Origin of the sequence: Nocardiopsis sp. ATB16-24, assembly GCF_030271535.1 — a bacterium.
Taxonomy (GTDB): Bacteria; Actinomycetota; Actinomycetes; order Streptosporangiales; family Streptosporangiaceae; genus Nocardiopsis.
The window spans coordinates 68,118-90,038 of the sequence record NZ_JASCXJ010000003.1; the positions used below are offsets into that span (position 1 = coordinate 68,118).

At 69.9% G+C, this 21,921-nt stretch carries 21 protein-coding genes; 12 read left to right on the plus strand and 9 right to left on the minus strand.

Features of this window, described 5'->3' with window-relative positions:
- Positions 1 to 100 precede the first annotated feature (100 nt).
- The 3 genes from PFX91_RS04555 to PFX91_RS04565 all read right to left on the minus strand — a co-directional run bounded on the left by PFX91_RS04555 (position 101) and on the right by PFX91_RS04565 (position 2,810).
- Positions 101 to 1,093, minus strand: a complete 993-nt coding sequence (locus PFX91_RS04555) for an alpha/beta hydrolase (RefSeq protein ID WP_285729637.1) — start codon at positions 1,091 to 1,093, stop codon at positions 101 to 103.
- A 107-nt stretch (positions 1,094 to 1,200) separates the two neighbouring features.
- The gene (locus PFX91_RS04560) at positions 1,201 to 2,184 is read right to left on the minus strand and encodes a YbgA family protein (RefSeq protein WP_285729638.1); all 984 of its coding nucleotides are present in this window, start codon (positions 2,182 to 2,184) and stop codon (positions 1,201 to 1,203) included.
- A 95-nt stretch (positions 2,185 to 2,279) separates the two neighbouring features.
- A complete protein-coding gene (locus tag PFX91_RS04565; protein WP_285729639.1) occupies positions 2,280 to 2,810 on the minus strand; it encodes an O-acetyl-ADP-ribose deacetylase in 531 nt (176 codons plus the stop codon).
- Between the two features lie 182 nt (positions 2,811 to 2,992).
- On the opposite strand from PFX91_RS04565, the gene PFX91_RS04570 reads away from it, so the two are divergent.
- The 3 genes from PFX91_RS04570 (at position 2,993) to PFX91_RS04580 (ending at position 4,791) form a co-directional block, all read left to right on the plus strand.
- Complete coding sequence (locus PFX91_RS04570) at positions 2,993 to 3,355, plus strand: BlaI/MecI/CopY family transcriptional regulator (RefSeq protein ID WP_285729640.1); 363 nt, start codon at positions 2,993 to 2,995, stop codon at positions 3,353 to 3,355.
- Between the two features lie 5 nt (positions 3,356 to 3,360).
- The gene (locus PFX91_RS04575; protein WP_285729641.1) at positions 3,361 to 4,305 is read left to right on the plus strand and encodes a M56 family metallopeptidase; all 945 of its coding nucleotides are present in this window, start codon (positions 3,361 to 3,363) and stop codon (positions 4,303 to 4,305) included.
- A gap of 186 nt (positions 4,306 to 4,491) precedes the next feature.
- Positions 4,492 to 4,791: a DUF2516 family protein gene (locus tag PFX91_RS04580; protein WP_285729642.1), complete on the plus strand. Its 300-nt coding sequence runs from the start codon at positions 4,492 to 4,494 to the stop codon at positions 4,789 to 4,791.
- Positions 4,792 to 4,801: 10 nt separating this feature from the next.
- On the opposite strand, the gene PFX91_RS04585 is transcribed toward PFX91_RS04580, so the two are convergent.
- From PFX91_RS04585 to PFX91_RS04595, 3 genes are all read right to left on the minus strand, one after another.
- Complete coding sequence (locus PFX91_RS04585; RefSeq protein WP_285729644.1) at positions 4,802 to 7,231, minus strand: hypothetical protein; 2,430 nt, start codon at positions 7,229 to 7,231, stop codon at positions 4,802 to 4,804.
- A 121-nt stretch (positions 7,232 to 7,352) separates the two neighbouring features.
- Entirely contained in the window at positions 7,353 to 8,273 is a 921-nt protein-coding gene (locus PFX91_RS04590; RefSeq protein ID WP_285730069.1) for a neutral zinc metallopeptidase, read from the minus strand.
- 159 nt (positions 8,274 to 8,432) lie between these two features.
- A complete protein-coding gene (locus PFX91_RS04595; RefSeq protein WP_285730071.1) occupies positions 8,433 to 9,308 on the minus strand; it encodes a neutral zinc metallopeptidase in 876 nt (291 codons plus the stop codon).
- A 153-nt stretch (positions 9,309 to 9,461) separates the two neighbouring features.
- On the opposite strand from PFX91_RS04595, the gene PFX91_RS04600 reads away from it, so the two are divergent.
- Together PFX91_RS04600 and dtd are read left to right on the plus strand one after the other, a co-directional pair.
- Entirely contained in the window at positions 9,462 to 11,306 is a 1,845-nt protein-coding gene (locus tag PFX91_RS04600; RefSeq protein ID WP_285729645.1) for a DUF2207 domain-containing protein, read from the plus strand.
- Positions 11,307 to 11,322: 16 nt separating this feature from the next.
- Entirely contained in the window at positions 11,323 to 11,748 is a 426-nt protein-coding gene (dtd, locus tag PFX91_RS04605) for a D-aminoacyl-tRNA deacylase (RefSeq protein WP_285729646.1), read from the plus strand.
- Positions 11,749 to 11,843: 95 nt separating this feature from the next.
- Here the strand turns inward: dtd and PFX91_RS04610 are convergent, their stop codons facing one another.
- Positions 11,844 to 12,539: a winged helix-turn-helix domain-containing protein gene (locus PFX91_RS04610; protein WP_285729647.1), complete on the minus strand. Its 696-nt coding sequence runs from the start codon at positions 12,537 to 12,539 to the stop codon at positions 11,844 to 11,846.
- Entirely contained in the window at positions 12,536 to 13,729 is a 1,194-nt protein-coding gene (locus PFX91_RS04615; protein ID WP_285729648.1) for a sensor histidine kinase, read from the minus strand. The genes PFX91_RS04610 and PFX91_RS04615 overlap by 4 nt, the downstream gene beginning before the upstream one ends.
- 124 nt (positions 13,730 to 13,853) lie before the next feature.
- On the opposite strand from PFX91_RS04615, the gene phoU reads away from it, so the two are divergent.
- The 3 genes from phoU (at position 13,854) to ispF (ending at position 15,887) form a co-directional block, all read left to right on the plus strand.
- Positions 13,854 to 14,516 carry a phosphate signaling complex protein PhoU gene (gene phoU / locus PFX91_RS04620; protein WP_285729649.1) on the plus strand — a complete coding sequence of 221 codons (663 nt, stop codon included), beginning with the start codon at positions 13,854 to 13,856 and terminating at the stop codon, positions 14,514 to 14,516.
- Between the two features lie 381 nt (positions 14,517 to 14,897).
- Positions 14,898 to 15,380, plus strand: coding sequence for a CarD family transcriptional regulator (locus PFX91_RS04625; protein WP_285729650.1), 483 nt, complete (start codon positions 14,898 to 14,900; stop codon positions 15,378 to 15,380).
- Positions 15,381 to 15,416: 36 nt separating this feature from the next.
- The gene (gene ispF, locus PFX91_RS04630; protein ID WP_285730072.1) at positions 15,417 to 15,887 is read left to right on the plus strand and encodes a 2-C-methyl-D-erythritol 2,4-cyclodiphosphate synthase; all 471 of its coding nucleotides are present in this window, start codon (positions 15,417 to 15,419) and stop codon (positions 15,885 to 15,887) included.
- A gap of 201 nt (positions 15,888 to 16,088) precedes the next feature.
- Here ispF and PFX91_RS04635 read toward each other — a convergent pair whose 3' ends face one another.
- A complete protein-coding gene (locus PFX91_RS04635; RefSeq protein ID WP_285729651.1) occupies positions 16,089 to 17,765 on the minus strand; it encodes a DUF2637 domain-containing protein in 1,677 nt (558 codons plus the stop codon).
- A 291-nt stretch (positions 17,766 to 18,056) separates the two neighbouring features.
- On the opposite strand from PFX91_RS04635, the gene cysS reads away from it, so the two are divergent.
- The 4 genes from cysS (at position 18,057) to PFX91_RS04655 (ending at position 21,921) form a co-directional block, all read left to right on the plus strand.
- Positions 18,057 to 19,457, plus strand: a complete 1,401-nt coding sequence (gene cysS, locus PFX91_RS04640) for a cysteine--tRNA ligase (RefSeq protein WP_285729652.1) — start codon at positions 18,057 to 18,059, stop codon at positions 19,455 to 19,457.
- Between the two features lie 132 nt (positions 19,458 to 19,589).
- Positions 19,590 to 20,561: a 23S rRNA (guanosine(2251)-2'-O)-methyltransferase RlmB gene (gene rlmB / locus PFX91_RS04645; RefSeq protein ID WP_285729654.1), complete on the plus strand. Its 972-nt coding sequence runs from the start codon at positions 19,590 to 19,592 to the stop codon at positions 20,559 to 20,561.
- Positions 20,562 to 20,635: 74 nt separating this feature from the next.
- Positions 20,636 to 20,854 carry a DUF8129 domain-containing protein gene (locus PFX91_RS04650; RefSeq protein WP_502888258.1) on the plus strand — a complete coding sequence of 73 codons (219 nt, stop codon included), beginning with the start codon at positions 20,636 to 20,638 and terminating at the stop codon, positions 20,852 to 20,854.
- A gap of 50 nt (positions 20,855 to 20,904) precedes the next feature.
- Complete coding sequence (locus PFX91_RS04655) at positions 20,905 to 21,921, plus strand: DNA topoisomerase IB (RefSeq protein WP_285729656.1); 1,017 nt, start codon at positions 20,905 to 20,907, stop codon at positions 21,919 to 21,921.

Consider the following 21,921-nt stretch of genomic DNA (forward strand, 5'->3'; position numbering starts at 1 on the left):
CCTTCAGATCGTGTGTACAGCCGCTGTCGTCAACAGCGACGAAGGTACACACTGTTCCCCACCGGTTCGTTCGAGGGGGCGGCCATTGACTTGGCGGACCTCAGGGGGTGGAGGCCCAGCCAGAGGCCAGGAAGTCGACGGTGTCGGGGAAGGAGCGCTTCCAGGTCGCGAAGTCGTGGGCTCCGCGCGGGTGGAGCGTGGCCACGGTCATACCGTGTTCGGTGAGGAGGTCGGCGAAGCGTTCGGCCTCCCCGTGGATGCTGCCCCTCTGGAGCGGTGTGTGGTCGTCGGTGCCCTCCACCAGCATGAACCTGATGTCGCGTACCTCCTCCGAGCCCAGCAGCAGATCGGGGGAGTGGGGCGTGGGGTCGTCGCCGAAGGTGCCGTGCGGATCGTCCACACGGAAGTACCCGGCCCAGGAGACGACCTGGGAGTAGAGAGCGGGGTTGCGCAGGGCCAGCGCCGCAGCGCCGTACCCGCCCATGGAGAACCCGCCGACGGCGCGCAGCGCGCGAGGCCGCGGATGCTCTCCCTCCACCGCCTCCACGACCGGTCCGGTGACGAAGCTCTCCAGTGCGAACCGGCCGTGCGCGGCGTCACCCCACTCGGTGTCACTGCCCCAGGGCTCCTGGCCGTACGGGGCGGCGATGACGAACTCGATCCCCGACCGGCACATCTGGTGGTCCAGGAGTTCGCCGATGCCCTCGCTCATGAGGGTCCGGTGGGTGGAGGCGGATCCGTGCAGCAGGTAGAGCACGGGCAGGTCGGCGCTGTCGGGGCCGGGCGGACGGCGGACCCACAGGGGTCGGCCGCCCTCCGGCGCACCGCTGTCGGGCAGGGTGAGGACCTCTTCGGTGCCGGGTCCGTCGCAGACCGCCACCTGCCCGGGGGTGGGGATGGGGGCGGGGTCGGACCCTCCCCACGGGGGAGGAAGCCGTAGTTCGTTGTGGGCCAGCCGAGGCTCGGGCCCCAGATGACGGTCGAGCCGTTCGGTCAACGTCTCATGGGGGACGGTGGCCAACGCGGCGGCGACCGTGGCGACCACACAGGAGGCGGCGAGCACGCCGACGCGTCGGGAGAAAGTCGCGAACACACCGAAACCTCAGAGTCGGGGCACCGTCCGGCCGAAGAACAGGGATCGTCACTCACTGTAGTCGATGCGGTGAGATGAGTGTCCGCGGTGTGGTCGTCGGACCGTTCTCAGACCGCCACGGAGTGGCGTAGCCGGAGTTCGTCCGGATAGGGACGCAGGTAGGTCTGCTCACGAACCCACCTGACGTCCTCGGCCGCGCAGTGGTGACGCAGCAGCGCCACCGGAACGCTCAGCGGCACGTGCTCACGCCGGTAGTCCTCGATGGCCGACAACAGGTCGTGCCTGCGGGCGTCGTCGAGCAGGGAGCTCAGCATCCCGAAGGCGTGCTGGAGGGCGTTGACGTGCTTGCCCCGGCTGGGTCGCACCGCCATCGTCCGCTGGAAGACCTCCGTGTACGCGGTCTCGGTCTCCTCGGGGTCGGTGGTGCCCGCCGCCGCCACGACCCGGCCCGCCTCCCGATAGCCGTCGGGGGAGTGGCACATCAACTGGAGTTTGTGCCTGCTGTGCAGGGCCACCAGGTCGCGGGGACGCCACGGCGACTCCAGGAGCCGCCGCAGCCTGGCGTGCGCGAACACCCGCTGTACGAACAGCTCGCGCAGTACCGGGTCCGTCAGACGACCCTGCTCCTCCACCGGCAGCGTGGGCAGCAGTTCGGTGAGACGCCGGGCGAAGACGCCCCGTCCCCTACCGTCCACCCGTCCACCGTCCTCGTCGAACACCGGCAGGGCGAACAGGCCACAGCTGGGCGACTTGTTCTTGAACACGTACCCGTCCAGAGCCCGCAGTCGGGACAGGTGACGGTCGGCGGTCCCGGAGATCTCCTCCGAGTGGTCGACTCCGTCCCGGCCGGAGACGATCCGATCCTCCTGCGCCCCGCGCCGCAGGTGCAGGGTGGGACGGGGGACGCCCAGACCGATCTCCGCCTCCGGACAGATCGGAAGCCAGTCCACGTGGGGACCGAGTTCGTCGGTGAGGAAGCGTGAACGCGAGTGCCCGCCGTTGTAACGGACGGAGGCACCGAGCAGACAACTGGACACCCCGATCCGCAGACGGGCCTCTGTGGTCTGCGCAGGTGGGAGGCTTGTCGTCATGGTCCTCCCCTACCCGACTCCCGGTGCCGGCACCGGGTTTGCGTAGAACTGGTGGGGAGTTTCTCCGGCGATGGCCCGTACGGGGAGGCGTCGGGTCAGCAGGCGCCGAAAGCCGCCCGGAAGGCCTGAAGGGCGGTGTCGTGGAACAGGACCATGCGGTTCTCCGGTACACGTGGCGTCGCCGCGTGGATCGCCCGGGCGGCCGTGCGCGCCGCGTCCTCGATCGGCCATCCGTAGGCGCCCGCGGAGATCGCGGGGAAGGCGATGGACTCCGCCCCCAGTTCGTGGGCCACGCGCAGGAACTCACGGTAACAGGAGGCCAGCGACTCGCCACGGTCCTCCGTGGTGCTGTGGACAGGGCCCACCGTGTGGATCACCCATCGGGCGGGCAGCCTTCCCGCGGTGGTCGCCACCGCCTCACCGACGGGCAGCCCGTCGACGTAGCGTTGCGCGCGGAGTCGGCGGCACTCCTCCAGGATGGAATCGCCGCCCTTGCGGTGGATGGCGCCGTCCACTCCGCCGCCGCCCATGAGGGAGCTGTTCGCGGCGTTGACGATCGCGTCGACACGCTGTTCGGTGATGTCGCCCCGGACGACGTGGACCCGGGGTCGGTGCGGGGAGACCATGACCGCTTCCTTCCGGTGGTCGGGTGGGCAGTATCGCACCCGAAGGTCGAGGGGTGGGAGCGTTCCGGTAAAGGAGTGGGCTGCACCTGACCGGAGGGTCCTCAACCCTTGCCCCGTAGGTGACAGGGAATTAACCTGGGGGTACGACGGCCCGTAGTACGACCCCAAGTAGAATCGCAGTCATGAATCGGCTTGGCGAACTCGAACGTGCGGTGATGGATGTACTGTGGGCAAGAAAAGAACCAATGACGGTCCGTGAGGTGGGCAAGGCCCTCGCCGAACGAGACCTGGCGCACACGACTGTTATGACCGTGCTCGACAGGCTCGCCAAGAAGAAGGTCGTCACCCGGGCACGTGAGGGTCGTGCGTGGCGTTATCGTCCGGCAGCCAGCCGCGAGGCATACGTCTCCGAATTGATGTTCGACGCACTCGGACAGACGGGGGACCGCGACGCCGCCCTGGCCGCCTTCGTTCAGTCCATGGACGAGGAGCAGGCTGAAGCGCTTCGGCGCGCACTCGCGGAAATCGAGCAGCCAAGGAACTAGCCCGTATGGTCAGTGCCGCACTTCTCCTCCTCGTCGCGGTCTGCTGTCTCATCGCCATGGAAGCCCTGCACAGGGCCGAATGGCCCTCCCGAGGGCCCTACACCGCCGTGGTCACCTGGCAGGCGCTCGGATTGGCCTGGGGCGTCTCCACCATCGGTGCTCTGCTGGCCTTCGGGCTCTCCTCGTACCAGCTCGGCGCGGCCGGGGGCGTCATGGCCCTGGTCTCCGACATCCTCACGGGCGACCTGTTCCTCGCCGAACTCTCCCAGGGTCTGGTGGGCATCAGCCACATCGTCGCCGTGGTCCTGGCGGTCGTGCTGACCCTCGTGCTCTTCGTCGGACTGGTCTCCTCCTTCGTCCACGTGGTCCGTGTCCGTCGACGCCACCACGACCTCCTCGAACTCATCGGGAGCGATCACCCCGACATCCCCGGCGCCCGTGTGGTCGACCATCCGGCCGCCGCCGCCTACTGTCTTCCGGGCGTGCTCCGCTCTCAGGTGGTGATCAGCGCCGGTGCCCTCGCGGTCCTGGACAACCGCGAACTGGCCGCGGTCCTGGCCCACGAGCACGCCCACCTGCGGCAGCGCCACGACCTCGTGCTCCTGCCGTTCTCCTCCCTCAAACGGGCCTTTCCACGGGTCCGACTGGTGCGCACCTACTACGAGAGCGTCGCCCTGCTCATCGAGATGTGCGCGGACGACCAGGCGCGTCGCAAGAGCTCCTCACGTGAGCTGGCCATGGCACTGCTGCGTTTCGGCGCGGCGGGTCCGTCCCTGGTGCCGGCCGGGGCGATGGCCGTCGCCTCCGAGGCCGAACCGGGGGTGCTGAAGCGTGTCAACCGTCTTCTCCAGCCCTATGACGAACTCCCCTACCACGCGGGGGCCTTCATCATGGGCTCCTCCGCCTTCCTCCTGACCACGGTCACCTGCCTCTGGCACATTCCGGTGTGATCCACGCGCGTCCCCGTCGTTCTCCGGCGGAGCACACCGCCTCCCCGCGATCCGATCCGGCCGCACGTCCCGTGGGACTGACACGGGTGTGATTCAGGCGGCTCACGGGCACGATCGCGGGCTCTGGTCCGTTTACGGTGGAGAGCGGGCGGACCCCCGCTCGAACCGGCGTCGGGAGCGTGCGTTTTGTTCTTCGGACTGATCTGGCAGGCCATCTACCTGGTCACCTTCGTGGCCAGCCTGTACGCGCTGATCGAAGCGGTCCGCACACCGGCCGCGGCGTTCGAGCTGATGGACAAGCAGAACAAGAAACTGTGGGTCATCCTCACCGGTGTCGCCACCGGACTCTCCCTGTTGGCGGTGTTCTCCGGTCGGGGGATGTTCGTCATCCTCGGGCTGGTCGCCACCCTCGTCTTCCTGCTCGACGTGCGTCCGGCGGTCAAGGGCGTGGGCGGCAACAACAACGGCCCCTACGGTTCCTGGTAGGCCGGGCCCCTCACCCCCCGGCCGTGTCGTCGTGGGGGGCGTCCGTCGGCCGCATCGCCCGGAGCACCTGCCAGAGCGCGCCGGAATAGGCCGGATCGGCGGTGTAGGACGAGTGACCCAGGATCTCCGGCCGCCTGGCCTCGCCCGGAGGGGCGTCGTACGAGCGCGGATCGGGCAGGGGCCCGGCCGGCTCCACGGTGCTCGGGGGACCGGACCCGTTCCGCATACGCACCGGTCCGGCGATCGCGTCGGTGAGCCGCCACAGGTTGCGCCACTGTGAGACGCGCCCCCTGAGATCGGCGAACGGCACTGGACCGAAGTAGGCGGGGAAGTAGCGCGCGTACAGTCGGCCCAGAGGGGAGCCGTGCGTGATCAGCGCGATGCGCCCCAGACAGTCGGTGGGCAACTGCCACACCGTGGCCGCCGCGAGCACGGAGCCCTGGGAATGACCCGACAGGACCACGTCCGTGTTCCCCCGGCACAACAGCGCCACCCTCGCCGACAGCTGCGGAACGGCCCGTTCCGCGTAGGAGGGCGGTGCCAGGGGGTGTGCGACGCGGGGCCAGAAGGTCCCCACGTCCCACAGGGCGCCCACGGCCTGCCGCGTGGGACGGTCGCGGTAGGCGCTGCGCCCGATCCACGCCAGTGCCACCAGGGCCGCACCGCCCAACAGCGAACCGGTGCTCATCAGGACCGAGACCGTGCCCTGCGCCATCTCCCGTATCCGTTCGGACACGGACGTCGCCGCGTCCGCCGGACCGGTCGACAGGTCCCCCGAGAGGGCCGCGTACAGCGCGAGCGAACCCAGCGCCGCCACCGGCAGCAGGAAGGCCGCCAGTACGGAGGGCAGCACCTCGGTCATCCTTCCCGCCGCGCGTGCGTGGGCGATGTCCCAGGTCCGCCGGTCACGCACGCTGCGCGCGTAGTCCTCGGTGACCGTGACCAGATACGCACGGGTGCCGCGGCGTAACCGCAGGGCGAGCACCACCGTCACGACCAGTACGACGGCGGCCTCCAGGGCGAAGGTCAGTTGCAGCCAGGAGTAGGCGGTCGGCACCGACAGAGGCAGACAGTCCACACCGGGCGTGGTCAGGAAGCCGCAGCCGCTCAGCAGCACCGAGCCCTGGTAGACGAGCGCGGCCGAGAACCCGCCTCCGAGCAGAGCGCCCAGGGCGGCGGTGGCCGGCCCCGCCACACCGCCCATCGCGATGCCGTCGTGGGCCCGGTCGGAGGCGAACAACACCAGTGCCGCGACCAGCATCATCGACACCAGGACCACCTGGACCACGAACAGCGCGTCGAGGACCGCGCCGTTGCCGGGCAGACGTCCCGTCGCCGCCCACTCCGGGCGCGGCCACAACGCGTACGCGATCACCGCGAGCCCGAGGAGCACGGTGGTGTCGCGCAGCAGACGGCAGACACGGTCGGTCCGGGCGTTCCAACGCGGGTCCACACCCGGCACCAGCACGCTCAGTGCGCTGGCCAGGACCACCACCGCCAGCAGTCCCGACAGTACGGCCCCGACGGTCCACGGTCCCGGTTCCCCCGGAAGGCCTCCGACCGCCGGGACCAGGTCGTACCGCAGGGCCGGAAGGAGCAGCAGCGCGGCGACCGTGCCCAGCGCCACCGAGATGTGGGCCGAACGCAACCGGGCCATGGTCTCGCTGTTGCGCCAAAAGTCCGGATGGCTCAGGGGCGCCGCCGCGCTGTGCCTGGGCGGCACCGGGCTGGACACGACCTCGTAGTCGGAGGCCGTGCGCCGGGACAGCCGCCACAGCACCAGGATCACGGCCACGGGAAGGAGCGCGCCCACCACCAGGGCGGGCCCCGGCGCGGACAGCGGTGAGGAGGGAGAACCCAGGAACGCCAGCCAGGGGCGTGCCCGCACGCACTCCTGTCCCTGACCGGCGGCGCACTGCCAGGCCACCAGGTCCATGCCGATCCCGGCCGCGGCCAGGGTGATGAGCATGGTCAGGGACAACGCCAACAGTCGAACGCCGGCCCCGTAGAGGTTGTTCGCCAGTCGTCGCACCCCGGTCGGTTCGTGGCCCATCCGTCCGGGCCGCATCCAGTAGGCCACGTTGACCAGCATGAACGGCAGTAACAGGAGCCACAGCGCCCGTGACGAACTCCCCGAGGTGAGGTTGCCCCAGGCGAAGATCTCCCGGCGGACCCCCGGAACGGTCTCGGTGTCGGGTTCGCGTCGCCAACGGAAGAACCCCGCGAGTCGGTCGCCGCCCACCCGCATCGCCGGTTCCACGTCCAGCAGTTCCTCGGCCTGTCCTCCGCTGACGCCGTGCACACGCAGTTCCACGCAGTCGGGGACCGGACCGCCCGACCCGCTCCGCACGGTCCGGGCGGCCGAGGCACCGCAGACGCGGGGGGAGGGAAGGTCCAGGTCAGGCTCATGGGGGTCGAGGGGCTCGGCGAGTTCCGACATACCAAGCATCCTGCCACGCAGCGTGTCCGGACGGTAGCGTTCCATCGAACCGGTGGACGGCGGGGCCGGCGGGGACCGTCCGTGGCGGTGTCCGAGGACGAGGCGCCCGCCAGGACACCGCTCAGTGCACCAGGGACTCGTCGGCCAGGTCCCAGGTGTTGCACGCCGCGGGGGTCTGCTCCTGCCACCCCTGGCGGGTCCACATGACGCTGTTGTCCTTCGAACCGTGCGTGCGCTCCTCCTCGGGACCGTCGACGCGGTCCGCGGTGGCCGCGGCGTCCTCCAACAGGACGTCCAGGTCGCCCTCCTCCAACGGGTAGGTCACCCGGACCGATCCCAGGAAGGCGCCGGCCAGACAGTTGGCCTGGAGTTCGCTGCGACGCGTCCACGCGTTGCGTGCCGGCTCGTCCTCCTCCAGCCCGCGCTGCTCGTGGTAGTACTCCAGCAACCCCGACTCGCCCTGGACGTGGTGGCCGTACTCGTGGGCCAGCAGGGACGCGTACACCACACTGTCGGTGGCGCCGTTCCACTTCTCCACCACGTCGGAGGTACCGATGTAGATGCTCGAACTCGCACGGCAGTAGAACGCCCCGGCCCGCGACGGGTACTCGCGGCATGGGCTCACCCCGGGTTCGTCCCAAAAGACCCGCTCCGGTGGTGTGAAGGGGACTCCGGCACGGTCGAACTGGGTCTGCCAGGCGTCGTCGAGGCAGTCCGCGACCGTGTGCAGGAACGCCTCCATCGTCTCGGGGGCGTCGACGTCCAACTCGGGCACCGGACACGGGCGCGGGCTCAGTCGCCCGGTCTCGTACAACGGGTTGGCGACCAGTGCCGTGTGCCCGGAGGGACGCTGAGGCTCGCCGAAACGTCCCGACAGCCCGAGGGGGCCCTGTTCGCCGCTCCTGTCCGACGGGCCCTGGACGGGTTCGTCGTCGGACTCCGGCCCTCCCTCGGGAGCGGCCCCGGCCCCCACCGGACCCGCGGGGGGCGCCTGTTCGTCGGTGGTGGTCCATGACAGCGTCGCCAGGGCCAGCAGTACCATCACGAGGGCGGTCACCAGGGCGAACGTCCGCCGGGTGGCACGGCGCTCCGCGGACGCCGATGTCTCATCCGATCTCGCGTACACTCCTGTCCGCCCGCCCTGTCGTCGCCGTTGACCGGGCCGTACGGACCGGCTCTCGCCCACGCTCCCGTCCGCGCCTCACCGCACCAGCTCCTCGGGAGCGTTCCACGTGTTGCACGCGGCCGGATCCACACGGTCCATGCCGTGGGCCGTCCACATGCGGCCGTTCTCCGCCGAACCGTGCGTGTGTTCGCCTCCCCGGTCGGAGCGGAGCCTGACATCGTCGAGGATATTCTCACGCTCCCTCTCACCCAGTTCCAGGGAGGTGCCCGAAGCGCCCAGGAAGACGCCCCCCAGACAGTTGGCCTGAAGTTCGTTGCGCCTGGTCAGTTCGTCCGCCTCGTCCCCGTCCACGTCCGCGCGCGCACTGTGGAACTCGGCGAGGATGCGTGACTGTCCCTGCACGTGGTGCCCGTACTCGTGACTGAGCAGGAACGTGTAGGCCTCGGGCCTGTCGCTGCCGGCGGAGGCCGCCACGATCTCCTCCACCCCCAGGTACAGGCCCCGGTTGGCCTGGCAGTAGAAGGCCGCGGTGCCCTCGGTGGGGAACGCCCCGCAGGGGCTGTGCCCGGAGGAGTGCCAGTACACGCGGTTGGGGGAGTCGAACTCCATCCCCGCGGCGGAGAAGTAGGAGCCCCAGGCCCGGTCCAGGCAGTCGGCGATCCGGTCGATGAAGGTCTCCACCGACGCCGGGTCCCTCTGGTCCAGTTCGGGCGCCTCGCACGTCACCTCGCCGAGTTCGCCGATCCGGTACAGCGGACTGTCGCCGAGCGGATCGTCCCGACCACCCTCGGCGAACGCCCCCTCCCCCGGTCGGAACGTCTCCGTGCCCGCGGACGAGACCGGGTACGACCAGGCCTCCGACGACGGCAGCATCGCCGAGATCAGGAGGAAACCGGTGAATCCCACGGCGGCCAGGCCCACGCACAGGGTCAACGACACTCCCAGGCCCATGCGCTGGAAGAAGCCGGGACGTTCGGACCAGAAGTCGGTGTCCGGCACGGTCGTACGCCTCACCACGGCGGTCCCCCCTGCTGTCCGGGCATGACGTCGGGCGCGCTGCCCGAGCGGGGAGACGCACCGGGGGACCGGATAGGCTCTCGCGTCATGTGGTGGGTAGGCTCCTGGCGCCCGGCCGTTGCGTTGGCAGCGGCCTTCTTCGTGTTCTCCTCACTGGTCACCGGGCTCGTCGCCTGGCCGGGGGAGGCCCTCGCCGCGACGGCGGCGGCACCGGCCCCCACAGTACCCGCAGGAACGGGCGGTACTCCGACCGCCTCCGGTGCGGGGTCGGATCCGGTCGTCACCAACGACATCCACCTCGAACTCGACGGCGCGGGAATCCTCCACGCCGAGGAGACCATCACCTTCTCCGGAGGCGCACCCTCCCTCTTCACCCGGGCCCTGACCGAGAAGATGCTGTACGACACCGACCACGACCGTGAGTTCCGTGTCACCGGAATCGGGGCCACCGACCTGGAGGGGAACGTCCTCGACGTCGACGTGCGCAGGGAGAACGGGACCCTCTTCGCGGACATCCCCACGGCCGCCACGAGCGGGGTGGTGCTCACCTACCGGGTGAGCGGAACCGTCGGGGAGATCTCCCAGGGCGTCCAGATGGAATGGCGGGCGGTCGGCGCCTACAGTCACACGGTGGAGTCCACCGACGTCACCGTCACGGCCCCGCTGCCGCCGGAGGCGCTGTCCTGCCTGGCGGGGGAGCCCCGCAGCGCCATGTACTGCACGGCCTCGGACATGGGCCCCGACGCCAGGGTCGCGCACTTCCTCCAGGCCGACATGGACCCCGACGACCGACTCGACATCGTCGTGAACTACCCGCCCGGAACCGCCGAGGGCGAACCGATCCTCACCCGCCGTTGGTCGTTCACCTCGGCTTTCGCGATCACCCCGGTCACCGCCGGCGTGTTCGGTCTCCTCATCGTGGTGCTGGTGGGCGGTCTGGTCGTACTGATCCGCGTCCGAGGCCGCGACGAGCGCGCACTGCGCAAAGAGGCCGAGGCGGGCAACCACGCGCCGGTGACGGAGGGCGAACACGGCCGGCTGCGGTTCACCCCTCCCGACGGAGTGCACCCGGGGCAGATCGGCACGCTCATCGACGAGCGGGTCGACATCGCGGACCTCACCGGAGCGGTCCTCGACCTGGCCGTGCGCGGTTACATCCGGCTGGAGGAACTGCCCCACGAGCACTTCACGTCCGTGGACTGGCGATTGGTGCGGCTGGACGGGCCCCCGGGGGAGACCCTGCTGGCCTCGGAGTGGACGCTGTTGGACGCCCTGTTCGGAGAGCAGCGCACGGTACGCCTGTCCCGGCTCGGGTCGCCCCGCGTGTCGGCGGACTTCCCCGCGCGCATCGACCGGGTGCGGGAGGAGTTGTACCGGGACATGGTGCGCCTGAAGTGGTTCGCGCGCTCCCCCAGCCAGGTGCGTACGCGTTGGAGCGTCGCCGGCATGGTGACCACGGCCACGGGCGTGGTCCTGACCGGTGTGCTCGCGGCGTTCACCACCGCGGCCTTCACGGGTCTGGCCGTCGTCATCGCGGGCGCCGCCGTCACCGTGGGCGCCCAGTACATGCCCGCCAAGACCGCCCTGGGAAGCTCGGTGTACGCGCACACGATGGGCTTTCGCGACTACCTGCTGAGCCGGCGCGCCGCGACCGCTCCACCGGGGCAGCGCGTGGAGCTGTACTCCCGCTACCTGCCGTACGCGGTGATCTTCGACGACGTGGACCGCTGGGCGAACATCCTGGCCTCGGCGGCGCTCACCGACCTGACCCCCGACGAACTGACCGGGGACGGTCTGGCCTGGTACACGGGCCCCCGGGAATGGCGGATCGAGGACTTCGCCGACTCCATCAGCACGTTCGTGGTGACGTTGAGCGGGATCATCACCAACGCCCGGCGATCACGGATGGTCAACCAGTTCCAGCGGGGCTAGCGAGAGGGAGGGGTTCATGCGCGCGGTCGTGCAGCGTGTGTCGCACGCGTCGGTGACGGTGGAGGGGGAGGTGGTCGGTCGGATCACCGGTCCGGGCCTGATGGCCCTGGTGGGGGTGACCCACACCGACACCGCCGCGGAGGCGGCCAGGCTCGCCAAGAAGCTGTGGACGCTGCGGATCCTGGAGGACGAGCGGTCGTGCTCGGACATCGGCGCGCCACTGCTCGTGGTCAGTCAGTTCACGCTCTACGGCGACGCGCGCAAGGGGCGTCGCCCCACCTGGCAGGCCGCGGCCCCCGGGCCCGTCGCCGAGCCCCTCGTGGACGAGGTCGTCAAGGAGTTGCGCGCGCTCGGGGCCGAGGTGGCCACCGGGGTGTTCGGTGCGCAGATGTCGGTCGCGCTGACCAACGAGGGACCCTTCACCGTCCTGCTGGAGGTCTGATCCGACCCCGGACACGGATCCGGGCCGTGGCGGTGGCCACGGCCCGGACGGGGGCGGTCGGTGCGTGAGGGGGTTTTCGCGGGGGCCGGTCGTTCTCAGCCGTCGGCGGTCCCCGGCTCGAACTTGTACCCCAGGCCGCGCACGGTCACGATGTACTTCGGACTGCCGGGGTCCTCCTCGATCTTGGCCCGCAGCCGCTTGACGTGCACGTCGAGGGTCTTGGTGTCGCCGACGTAGTCGGCGCCCCACACACGATCGATGAGCTGCATCCGGGTCAACACCCGTCCGGCGTTGCGCAGCAGGACCTCCAGCAGCTCGAACTCCTTCAGCGGAAGCTGCACGTTCTGGCCGCGGACCGTCACCACGTGCCGTTCCACGTCCATGCGGACGGGACCGGCCTCCAGGGCGGAGGGGAGCACGGCCTCGTCCTCGCCTCGGCGGCGCAGCACCGCGCGGATACGCGCCACCAGTTCCCGGGAGGAGAAGGGCTTGGTCACGTAGTCGTCGGCGCCCAGTTCCAGACCGACGACCTTGTCGATCTCGGAGTCCTTGGCGGTCAGCATGATCACGGGAACGTTGGACTTCTGACGCAGGGCCCGGCACACCTCGGTGCCCGACAACCCCGGGAGCATCAGGTCCAGCAGTACCAGGTCGGCCCCGGTACGGTCGAAGGTCTCCAGCGCCACGGTTCCGGTGGGCGCCACCGCGACCTCGAATCCCTCCTTGCGCAGCATGTACGAGAGGGCATCGCTGTAGGACTCCTCATCCTCGACAACGAGTACACGAGTCACTGTGCCGCCTCCTGACGGTCGGTGTTCCGGGTGCCTTCGGAGCCCGGGCTCTCGGGCCTGGGCAGACGCAGAGTGAACGTCGACCCCGACCCCTCCTTGCTCCACACGGTCACTTCTCCACGGTGGTGGGTCATGATGTGCTTGACGATGGCCAGGCCCAGGCCGGTACCCCCGGTGGCCCGGCTCCGAGCGGCGTCCACTCGGTAGAACCGCTCGAAGATCCTTTCGAGGTCCTGCTGGGGGATCCCGATCCCCTGGTCGGCGACGCTGACGTCCACACTGGACCCGGACAGGCCGACCGACACGGCGACCCGGGTGTTCTTGGGACTGTAGGCCACGGCGTTGGCGACCAGGTTGCGCAGAGCCGTGCCGAGCAGCCCCTCGTCACCCAGGACGGTGACGCCCTCCGCGCCACCGGCGACCAGTTCGATCCCCTTGGAGTCCGCGGGCATCCGGACCGAGTCCAGTGCCTCCTCCACGACGGGGCCGAGATCGACCAGGGAGGGCTGGGAGATCGGTTCCGCGCCCTGGATACGCGAGAGCGTGATGAGGTCCTGGATGACGGCGTTCAGCCGGGAGGCCTCCGTCCGCATACGTTCCGTGAAGCGACGTACCGCCTCGGGGTCGTCACTGGCGTCCTGTACGGTTTCCGCCAACAAGGACAGAGCGCCCACCGGAGTCTTGAGTTCGTGCGAGATGTTCGCGACGAAGTCACGGCGCACCGCTTCCAGGCGGCGGTGCTCCGTCTGGTCCTCCGCCAGGACCAGCACCAGGCCGGTCCCTCCCAGAGGAGCCACACGCACCGCGAAGGACGTGGCGTCGGGGCCGAACTTGCGTACGGCCACCTCGATGTCGGTCTCCCGGATGACGCCGTCCCGCCGTACCTGCCGGGCCAGGTCGAGCAGCTCGCCTATCACCAACTCCTCGCCCCGGACCAGGCCGAAGGCGCGCGCGGCCGAGGAGGCGCGCAGCACCCTGTCGGCGGAGTCCAGGACCACGGCGGAGGAGGGAAGCGCGGAAAGTACCTCGGCGATACCCGGTGGCAGTGTGCTGCCGTCGAAGACCGGAGGCGTCGGTGTCTGCCTGGAGGCGGAGCCCATGCGGAAAAGAGAGCTGACGAGGACGCCGATGACGACGCCCACAATGAGCCCGACGATGCCCGTTACCGCGGCGAGAAGTTCCCCTTGCACACTTCGATCGTAAACGCCCTTACCGCGGCTTTATCCGGGAAGAGCATGTGACACAGCCGAGGTTCTTCCACAGTTCACCGATTTTTGACCAGTCCTTCAAACAACCACTGGGAGCATTGAGGCCATGCGCGATACCTACCACGAGGACCTCGACAGTCTGAGCGAACGCCTCGTCGAGATGACGAGGCTCGCACGACACGCGGTCGCCCGCGCGACCACGGCGTTGCTGGACAGCGACCTGACCGCGGCCCAGGAGGTCATCTCGGGTGACGAGGTGATCAACCGTCTGGACCAGGAGATCGAGGACACGGCCTTCAACCTGATGGCGCGTCAGCAGCCCGTCGCCCTGGACCTGCGGACCATCATCAGCTCGCTGTACATGCGGGGCGACCTGGAGAGGATGGGCGACCACGCCGTCCACCTGGCCAAGATCGCCAGGAGGCGTCACCCCGACTCGGCGATCCCCAAACCGGTCCGGTCGATCGTCCTGGAGATGGGTCACCAGGCGGAACTGCTGGTGACCAAGGCGGGCGAGGTCATCGCCGAACGCGACCCCGACACGGCGTTGGAGCTGGACAAGGACGACGACACGATGGACCGGCTGCGCCGTAAACTGCTACAGCGCATTCTCGCGCCCGAGTGGGGCTACGGGGTGGAGACCACGATGGACGTGACCCTCGTGGGCCGGTTCTACGAACGCTTCGGCGACCACGCGGTGCACGTCGCCGACAACCTCGTCTACATGGTGACGGGAGAGAAGCGAGAGGCCTACGAGCCGGAGGGATGAGCCGGGGAACGACCTGGTCCGGGCTGGACGGGCCGGGCCTGTCCAGCGGAACCCCTTCCGCGCGGGCGTGGTCCATCAGGCGCGCGGTACCGCCGAGGTGGGGGAGGCGCCGGTCCGCGAGCCGTCCGAGACGGGGTCGCCCGAGGGTTCCGCCGGCCGTTCCAGAACCTCGCTTGAACCGCCCGTGAAGGACGTCGTGACGGTGTTGCCGGAAGGGTCGGAAGCCCTATCCCGTATGGCCTGACAAGCGCGTGACGGGTACCGGGCACCCTTTGTCAAGCCCTAAAAAGAGCGGCCTGACCTGCGTGTTCGCAAAGCTAATAGGTACGTTAAGTCACGGATTCATGGTATCCTTGTGGTAGCGGAAGGGGTACCTGTCACATGACTTTCAAGGTCGGCGACACTGTTGTCTACCCCCATCATGGGGCTGCTCGTATTGAAGCGATCGAGACTCGCACTATTAAGGGCGAGGAAAGAACCTACCTCGTGTTGAGGGTCGACAAGGGCGATCTGACGGTGCGCGTGCCCGCCGCGAACGCCGAGGACGTCGGCGTTCGCGACGTGGTGGGGAGAGAGGGCCTGGACAAGGTCTTCGAGGTGCTGCGCGCACCGCACACCGAAGAACCCACCAACTGGTCCAGGCGCTACAAGGCGAACCTGGAGAAGCTGGCGTCGGGCGACGTCAACAAGGTCGCCGAGGTGGTCCGGGACCTGTGGCGCCGGGACAAGGAGCGCGGTCTGTCCGCCGGGGAGAAGCGGATGCTCGCCAAGGCACGACAGATCCTGGTGAGCGAACTCGCTCTCGCGGAAAAGACCAACGAGGACAAGGCCGAAGCCCTCCTCGACGAAGTTCTCACGAGCTGAGGCCCGGTTCGGGAATCACGTGAATTCATGACGAAAATGCCTCGGGTGGGCGTCGGAACAGACGTCCACCCGTTTTCTCCTGGACGCACACTTTTCCTCGCCGGCCTGGAATGGCCGGGAGAAGAAGGCGTAAGCGGCCATTCCGACGGTGATGTGGCGGCCCACGCGGCCTGCGACGCGTTACTGTCCGCGTGCGGACTGGGTGATCTGGGATCCAACTTCGGCACCTCGCAGCCGCGTTGGAAGGGCGCCTCCGGCGCCGACCTGTTGGCCGAGACCGTCGCGCGCGTGCGTGCGGCCGGATTCGAGATCGGCAACGTGTCCATTCAGATCATCAGCAACCGCCCCAAGTTCGCCCCCAGGCGAGCGGAGGCGGAGAAGACGCTCTCAGAGGTCGTGGGAGCGCCCGTGAGCGTGTCGGCGACCACGACCGACGGTCTGGGCCTCACCGGCCGTGGAGAGGGCATCGCGGCCGTCGCGACGGCCCTGTGCGCCCCGGTGGAGTAAGCGAGGAACGGACGCGATGGTGGGCGGGTCGACCGCCGCGCCCGCCGTGAGCACCCGGATTCCGAAGCGCGAGCGATGGTGGGGCCCGCGACCGGATGTTCCGGGCGCGGGACCTTCACGACCGGAGGGCCCCCTCGGGGGCCCTCCTCGCGTTCCTCAGGGCCGTCGGATCGCGCACGCCCGCGGACGATGCCCGCCGGCTCACTCGTCGGGGCGGAGCGGCTCGCTGCGCACGCGACGTGAGGGCGGCCCCGCCGTGAAGTCCGGCATCGGGGGCCTGGGCGGCTTGAGCACCATGGGGCGCTTGTCCAGCCGTGTCGGGGTCCGGGCCCGGTCGTCCTCGTCCTCGCCGTCGTCGGAGGACACGGTCCGGTCGGCCTGGGACCCCTGCTCCGACACGGGCGCGATGGGCTCCTCGGAGGGACGCGCGGCGCCCGGGGGGACGTCGTGGCCCGGGAAGGCGCTACGCGCCTCGGAGTCCGTCTCAGGGACCCAGGTGGGCGCCGGCTCCGGCTCGGGGTCCTCCCGTTCGAACGGGGAGGAGTCCTCCGGCGGTGTCCACACCGGGGGGACGTAGTCGTCCAGGGCACGGGAGAGCGTGTCGGGATCGTCCTCGGGAGGCTCCCAGAACGCGGTGGCCGGGATCTCCTCCTCCGTGGGCCCGTCCGGGTCCTCGGGCTCGGTGCCACGTTCCCGTCCCGCCGGTGGACCGTGCTCGGTCGCGGTCTCCACGGCCGACGAGGGGGCCGGTTCCAGCGGTCGGTCGGCCGTGATTCGTCCGCTCTCCGACGACGGGACCTCCTCGGGCTCCGGTGACGGAGCGACCCGCGGGGCCTCGGCCTCGTCCGAGGTCGGGTCTCCGGGCGGCGGTTCGTGGTCGAAGCCCTCTTCGGTCTCCTCATCCCCGTCCACTGCTTCCCCGACCGGAGGGCCCGACGGGGTCGTGGCCGGCGGTGAGGACGTCTCCGGGACGGAGTCGGTCGGCGTCTTCGCCGTGGGCACCACCGGGATCCGGTCGGCCGCGCGCCTGATCGGGTTGCGTTCGGCACGGGCACGTCGAGGCAGGGCCTGGTCGGTGACGGGCTCCCCGCCCTCCCGCGGTGGCGGGGCCGTGTCCGGATCGAGCGCACCGACGGTCTCCTCGGAACGGGTCAGGGCGCTCTCGGGGCCCTGGTCCCGGTCGTCGGTCGGTTCGCGCTCGGGGTCACGGTCATCGTCCCGGTCGAGGGCGGGGTCGTCGGTGCCCAGACGCAGCAGACGCGTGGTGAGCTCCTCGCGGCCGGCCTCGTCCTCACCGTCCCGGCGAAGATCCTCGGGTCGCCTCGTGGGGGCGGGCGCGGCGCGGGCGCGCAGCACGGTGGTGGGATCGGTCACCGGGCGCGGGCGGACGCCCGACGCACGGCGTTGCGAGCGCATGTGGGCGCGCAGGGTGATCCACAGCAGGAACGCCACGAGCAGCGCGACGAGCGGTGCCACCGCCACGATCACGTTCGCGACGCCCTGGTGCACCCGCTCGATGAGTTGCAGATTGCTCATCACCATCGCCACGGCGGCGAGGAGGACCAGGAGCGGGATCAGCACCAGGTCGACCCAGAACCGGTCGCGCGGGTGCGCACCGCGCAGCACGTAACTCACCCAGAACGCCATGATCAGCAGCAGGGTGTAGGCGAGGGGGAACACGTGCGCGAGGGCACTGCCCTCGTGTCCGCCGTACTCGGCGAAGCGGAAGATGCCGTTGTAGGAGATGACGAGGGCGCACAGAGCGATGAGGCCGACGAACAGGGCACCGCCGGCGAGAGCGCCGGCTCCCGCACCGCGACCTGTCGCGGGCCCACCGTTCCGTGTTCCTGACTCGGGGGCGTTGTTGTAAGGGGCCATCGCCTTCGCAGCGTAGCCCAGACGACGTCGTGAACACGAGATTCCGGATGATTATGGCCGCTTCCAGACGAGCCGGCTCAAGGGCCTTCTGTGCGTCCTGTCGGAATACGCAGGGGTGAGGCGACGTGGGCTTCGTCAGTGAGATCCACGGAGGTCGGATGATCTCACATCCCACCTTCCCGAATATGGCTCATCACATATACGGCTTGAGGTTGTCCGAGAAGGGGATGCCCGCCCAAGGCCGCTGGTTTGTGACATGTGCGTGAGAGGACAGGGGATAGGCTTGACAACGTGAGTCTGCGCTTCTATGACACCAGTGCCCGACAGGTCCGCGAGTTCGTCCCCCTGCGTGAGGGGACCGCGTCCCTGTACCTGTGTGGTGCCACGGTGCAGGCACCGCCGCACATCGGGCACATCCGGTCCGGAGTGAACTTCGACATCCTGCGACGCTGGATGACGCATCTGGGGTACGACGTCGTCTTCTGCCGCAACGTCACCGACATCGACGACAAGATCATCAACGTGGCGGCGGCCGAGGGCGTGCCGTGGTGGCGGGTCAGCGAACGCAACCAGCGGGCGTTCACCCACGCCTACGAGACACTGGGCTGCCTGCCGCCCACCGTCGAGCCGCGGGCCACCGGGCACGTGCCCGAGATGATCGAGCTCATGCACCGCCTCATCGACGCGGGCCACGCCTACGCCGCCGACGACGGTTCCGGTGACGTCTACTTCGACGTACGCTCCTACCCGCCCTACGGCGAACTGTCCAACCAGCGCCTGGACCAGGTCGTGGAGTCGGCCGACTCCGACCCGGGCCGGAGCAAGCGCGACCCCCGGGACTTCGCCCTGTGGAAGGGCGCCAAGCCGGGCGAGCCCAGTTGGGACACACCGTGGGGACGCGGGCGCCCCGGCTGGCACCTGGAGTGCTCGGCGATGGCCACCAAGTACCTGGGGCCGGGCTTCGACATCCACGGTGGAGGCCTGGACCTGGTCTTCCCCCACCACGAGAACGAACTCGCCCAGTCCCGTGCCGCCGGTGACGGTTTCGCCCAGTACTGGCTGCACAACGGGATGCTCGCCGTCGGGGGCGAGAAGATGAGCAAGTCGCTGGGCAACTCCCTGCTCATCCCCCAGATGGTGCAGAAGGTCCGTCCGGTGGAGCTTCGGTACTACCTGGCCCAGGTCCACTACCGCTCGATCATCGACTACTCCGACGAGGCCCTCCAGGAGGCGGCCACCGCCTACCAGCGCGTCGAGGGCTTTCTCACCAGGGCGAGCGAGGTGCTGGGCGGGGTCGCGCCCGCCGCCGACGTGCCCGCCGAGTTCGCCTCCGCGCTCAACGACGACATCGGGGTCTCCCAGGCCCTGGCCGTCGTGCACGGTCACGTCCGCGAGGGGAACACGGCCCTGGCCGCGGGAGGCAAGGAGAAGGCCGCGGAGATCGCCGCCGAGCTGCGCACCATGCTCGGTGTCCTGGGTCTGGACCCGCTCAGCGAGCAGTGGACCGGCGGAGAGCAGGGGCTGAGAGAGGTCGTGGACGCCCTTGTCGCGGTCGCCCTGGAGCAGCGACAGGCGGCCCGTGTCCGCAAGGACTACGCGGCGGCCGACGCGATCCGCGACCAGCTCGTCCAGGCGGGCATCGTGGTCGAGGACACCCCGGAGGGACCTCGTTGGGAGCTGCGTCGCGGCTGACCCGACGTGCGCGGTGGCCGGACGGCCCTATTGTGGGAGTTCGCCGCCGCGCTCACGTCGGTCGGCGACATTCCACCAGCCGGACGCCTCCGCTTCCGGCATGCCCGCGACACGTACGGGGAGGCGGCGACCATGCCGGCGAAGAAGAGTAAGAAGGGCCCGACCAAGGGCAGCGGCGGCAAGGGCCGTCGTGCCCTGGAGGGAAAGAGCGGCACTCTGCCCGCCGAGCAGAGGCACTGGTACAAGGACAAACAACGGGCCAAGGCGGCCCGCCGGCCCGGCCCCGCCGGCGCGCCGGCGGCGGCCGGGCAGGGCGGTGAACGCCGCCGAACGGACTCCGACCTCCTGGTCGGACGCAATCCGGTGGTGGAGGCGCTGCGCGCGGGCGTGCCCGCCGCCCGCCTGTTCCTGGTCAACAGCCTCGACCCCGACGACCGGGTCAACGAGGCCGCCCGGATCGCGGGTGAGCGCGGGGTGGAGGTGCTGGAGGTCACCCGCGCCGAACTCGACCGCCGCTGTGACAGCAACGGCCAGCCCGGTGCGGCCCACCAGGGGATCGCGCTCCAGGTACGCCCCTATCGGTACCGGACGCCGGAGGACCTGCTCGACACCGCGCTGAGGTCGGACGCCCCGCCGCTGCTCGTGGCGCTGGACGGGGTCACCGACCCGCACAACCTGGGCGCCATCGTGCGCTCGGCCGCGGCGTTCGGCGCCCACGGCCTGGTCATCCCCGAACGACGTTCGGCCGGGGTCAACATGACCGCCTGGAAGACCTCTGCGGGCACCCTGGCCCGCCTGCCCGTGGCCCAGGCCACCAACTTGACCCGGACCCTGGAGGGTTTCAAGAAGGCGGGCGTGTTCGTCGTCGGCCTCGACGCCGGAGGCGAGACCCCCGTCCCCGACCTGGAACTGGCCACCGGTCCGCTGGCGCTCGTGGTGGGCTCCGAGGGGCGGGGCCTGTCCCGACTGGTGCGGGAGACCTGTGACGTGGTCGCGAGCATCCCCATCGGTGACACCGAGTCCCTGAACGCCTCCGTGGCCGCGGGCGTGTCCCTCTACGAGGTGGCGCGACGCCGGGCCGCGGACACGGGACAGGGGGCCTGACCACCTGTTTTCCCCTCGGCGTCCGGGGTAGCTGTGCGGCTACGTTCTCCGCAGAGGAAGTGCAGGTGAGTCACATGTCGGCGGAAAGGATGACGCCTCCCCTGCCCGACTACGAGGACCTGTCGTACCGGGACCTGGAGGAGCGCGTGCGTTCCCTTTCCTCGGAACGGCTGCGCGAGCTGATCGCCTACGAGCAGAGCCACGCCGACCGCATGGAGGTCCTGGAGCTCCTCCAGGACCGGTTGACGCGGGCACGGGACACCGATTCCGGAGACGGGTCCGCCCCTCCCTGAAGGCTCACTCGTCCCGGGACGACCACGGTCACGCGTGACGGGGGCACGGCATGAGACTGCGGCGCAGCGATCCCGCCTCTCCGGGCATCACCCGCGTGCGGCACGGGCGGGGCTTTCGCTATCTCGACCCCGAGGGAAGGCCGGTCACCGATCCCGAGCACGTGCGAAGGATCAAGGCGCTCGTCGTGCCGCCCGCCTGGCGCGACGTGTGGATCTGTGCCTTCCCCGAGGGCCACATCCAGGCCTGTGGCACCGATGACGCGGGCCGACGCCAGTACATCTACCACCCCGAGTGGCGACGCAGGAGCGACGAGGCCAAGTACGACAGCATGCTCGACTTCGCGGAGCTGCTCCCCGGACTCAGGCGGACGGTGGCCGAGCACCTGCGCCTGCGTGGGCTGGTGCGCGAACGCGTCCTGGCGGCGGCCGTCCGGCTGGTCGACCTCGGTTTCCTGAGGTCGGGAGGGGACGCCTACGCCGCCCGGAACGACTCCTACGGTGTGGCGACCCTGTTGCGCGAGCACGTCCACCGCAGCGGGGGCAAGGTCGTGTTCGAGTTCCCCGGCAAATCCGGCAGGGAGCATCGGGTGGAGTGCGCCGAGCCCGAGATCCTCCGCGTGATCACCGGCCTCCAGCGCGTGCGTTCGCCGGGACAGGACATCTTCGCCTATCGGGTCGAAGACGGTTGGCACGACGTGGACGGCGACGACCTCAACGCCTACCTGCGCGAGGTCACGGGGGAGGACCACACGGTCAAGGAGTTCCGCACCTGGCACGCCACGGTCCTGGCGGCGGTGGGGCTGGCGGTGGCGGTGCCGCCGGAGGACGACGGGGCCCTGGCGAAGCTGAGGGCGCACGTGGTCCGTGAGGTGGCCGACTACCTGGGCAACACCGAGGCGGTGGCCCGCGGCTCCTACATCGACCCGCGGGTCTTCCACCTCCACGAGCGTGGCGTGACGATCGCCGCCTCACTGCCCGCCCTGGGCGACGAGGCGCTCACCGGAGAGCTCGCCACCCAGGGCGGTGTGGAGGAGGCGGTGCTGCGCATGTTGCGCGAGCACGGCTGA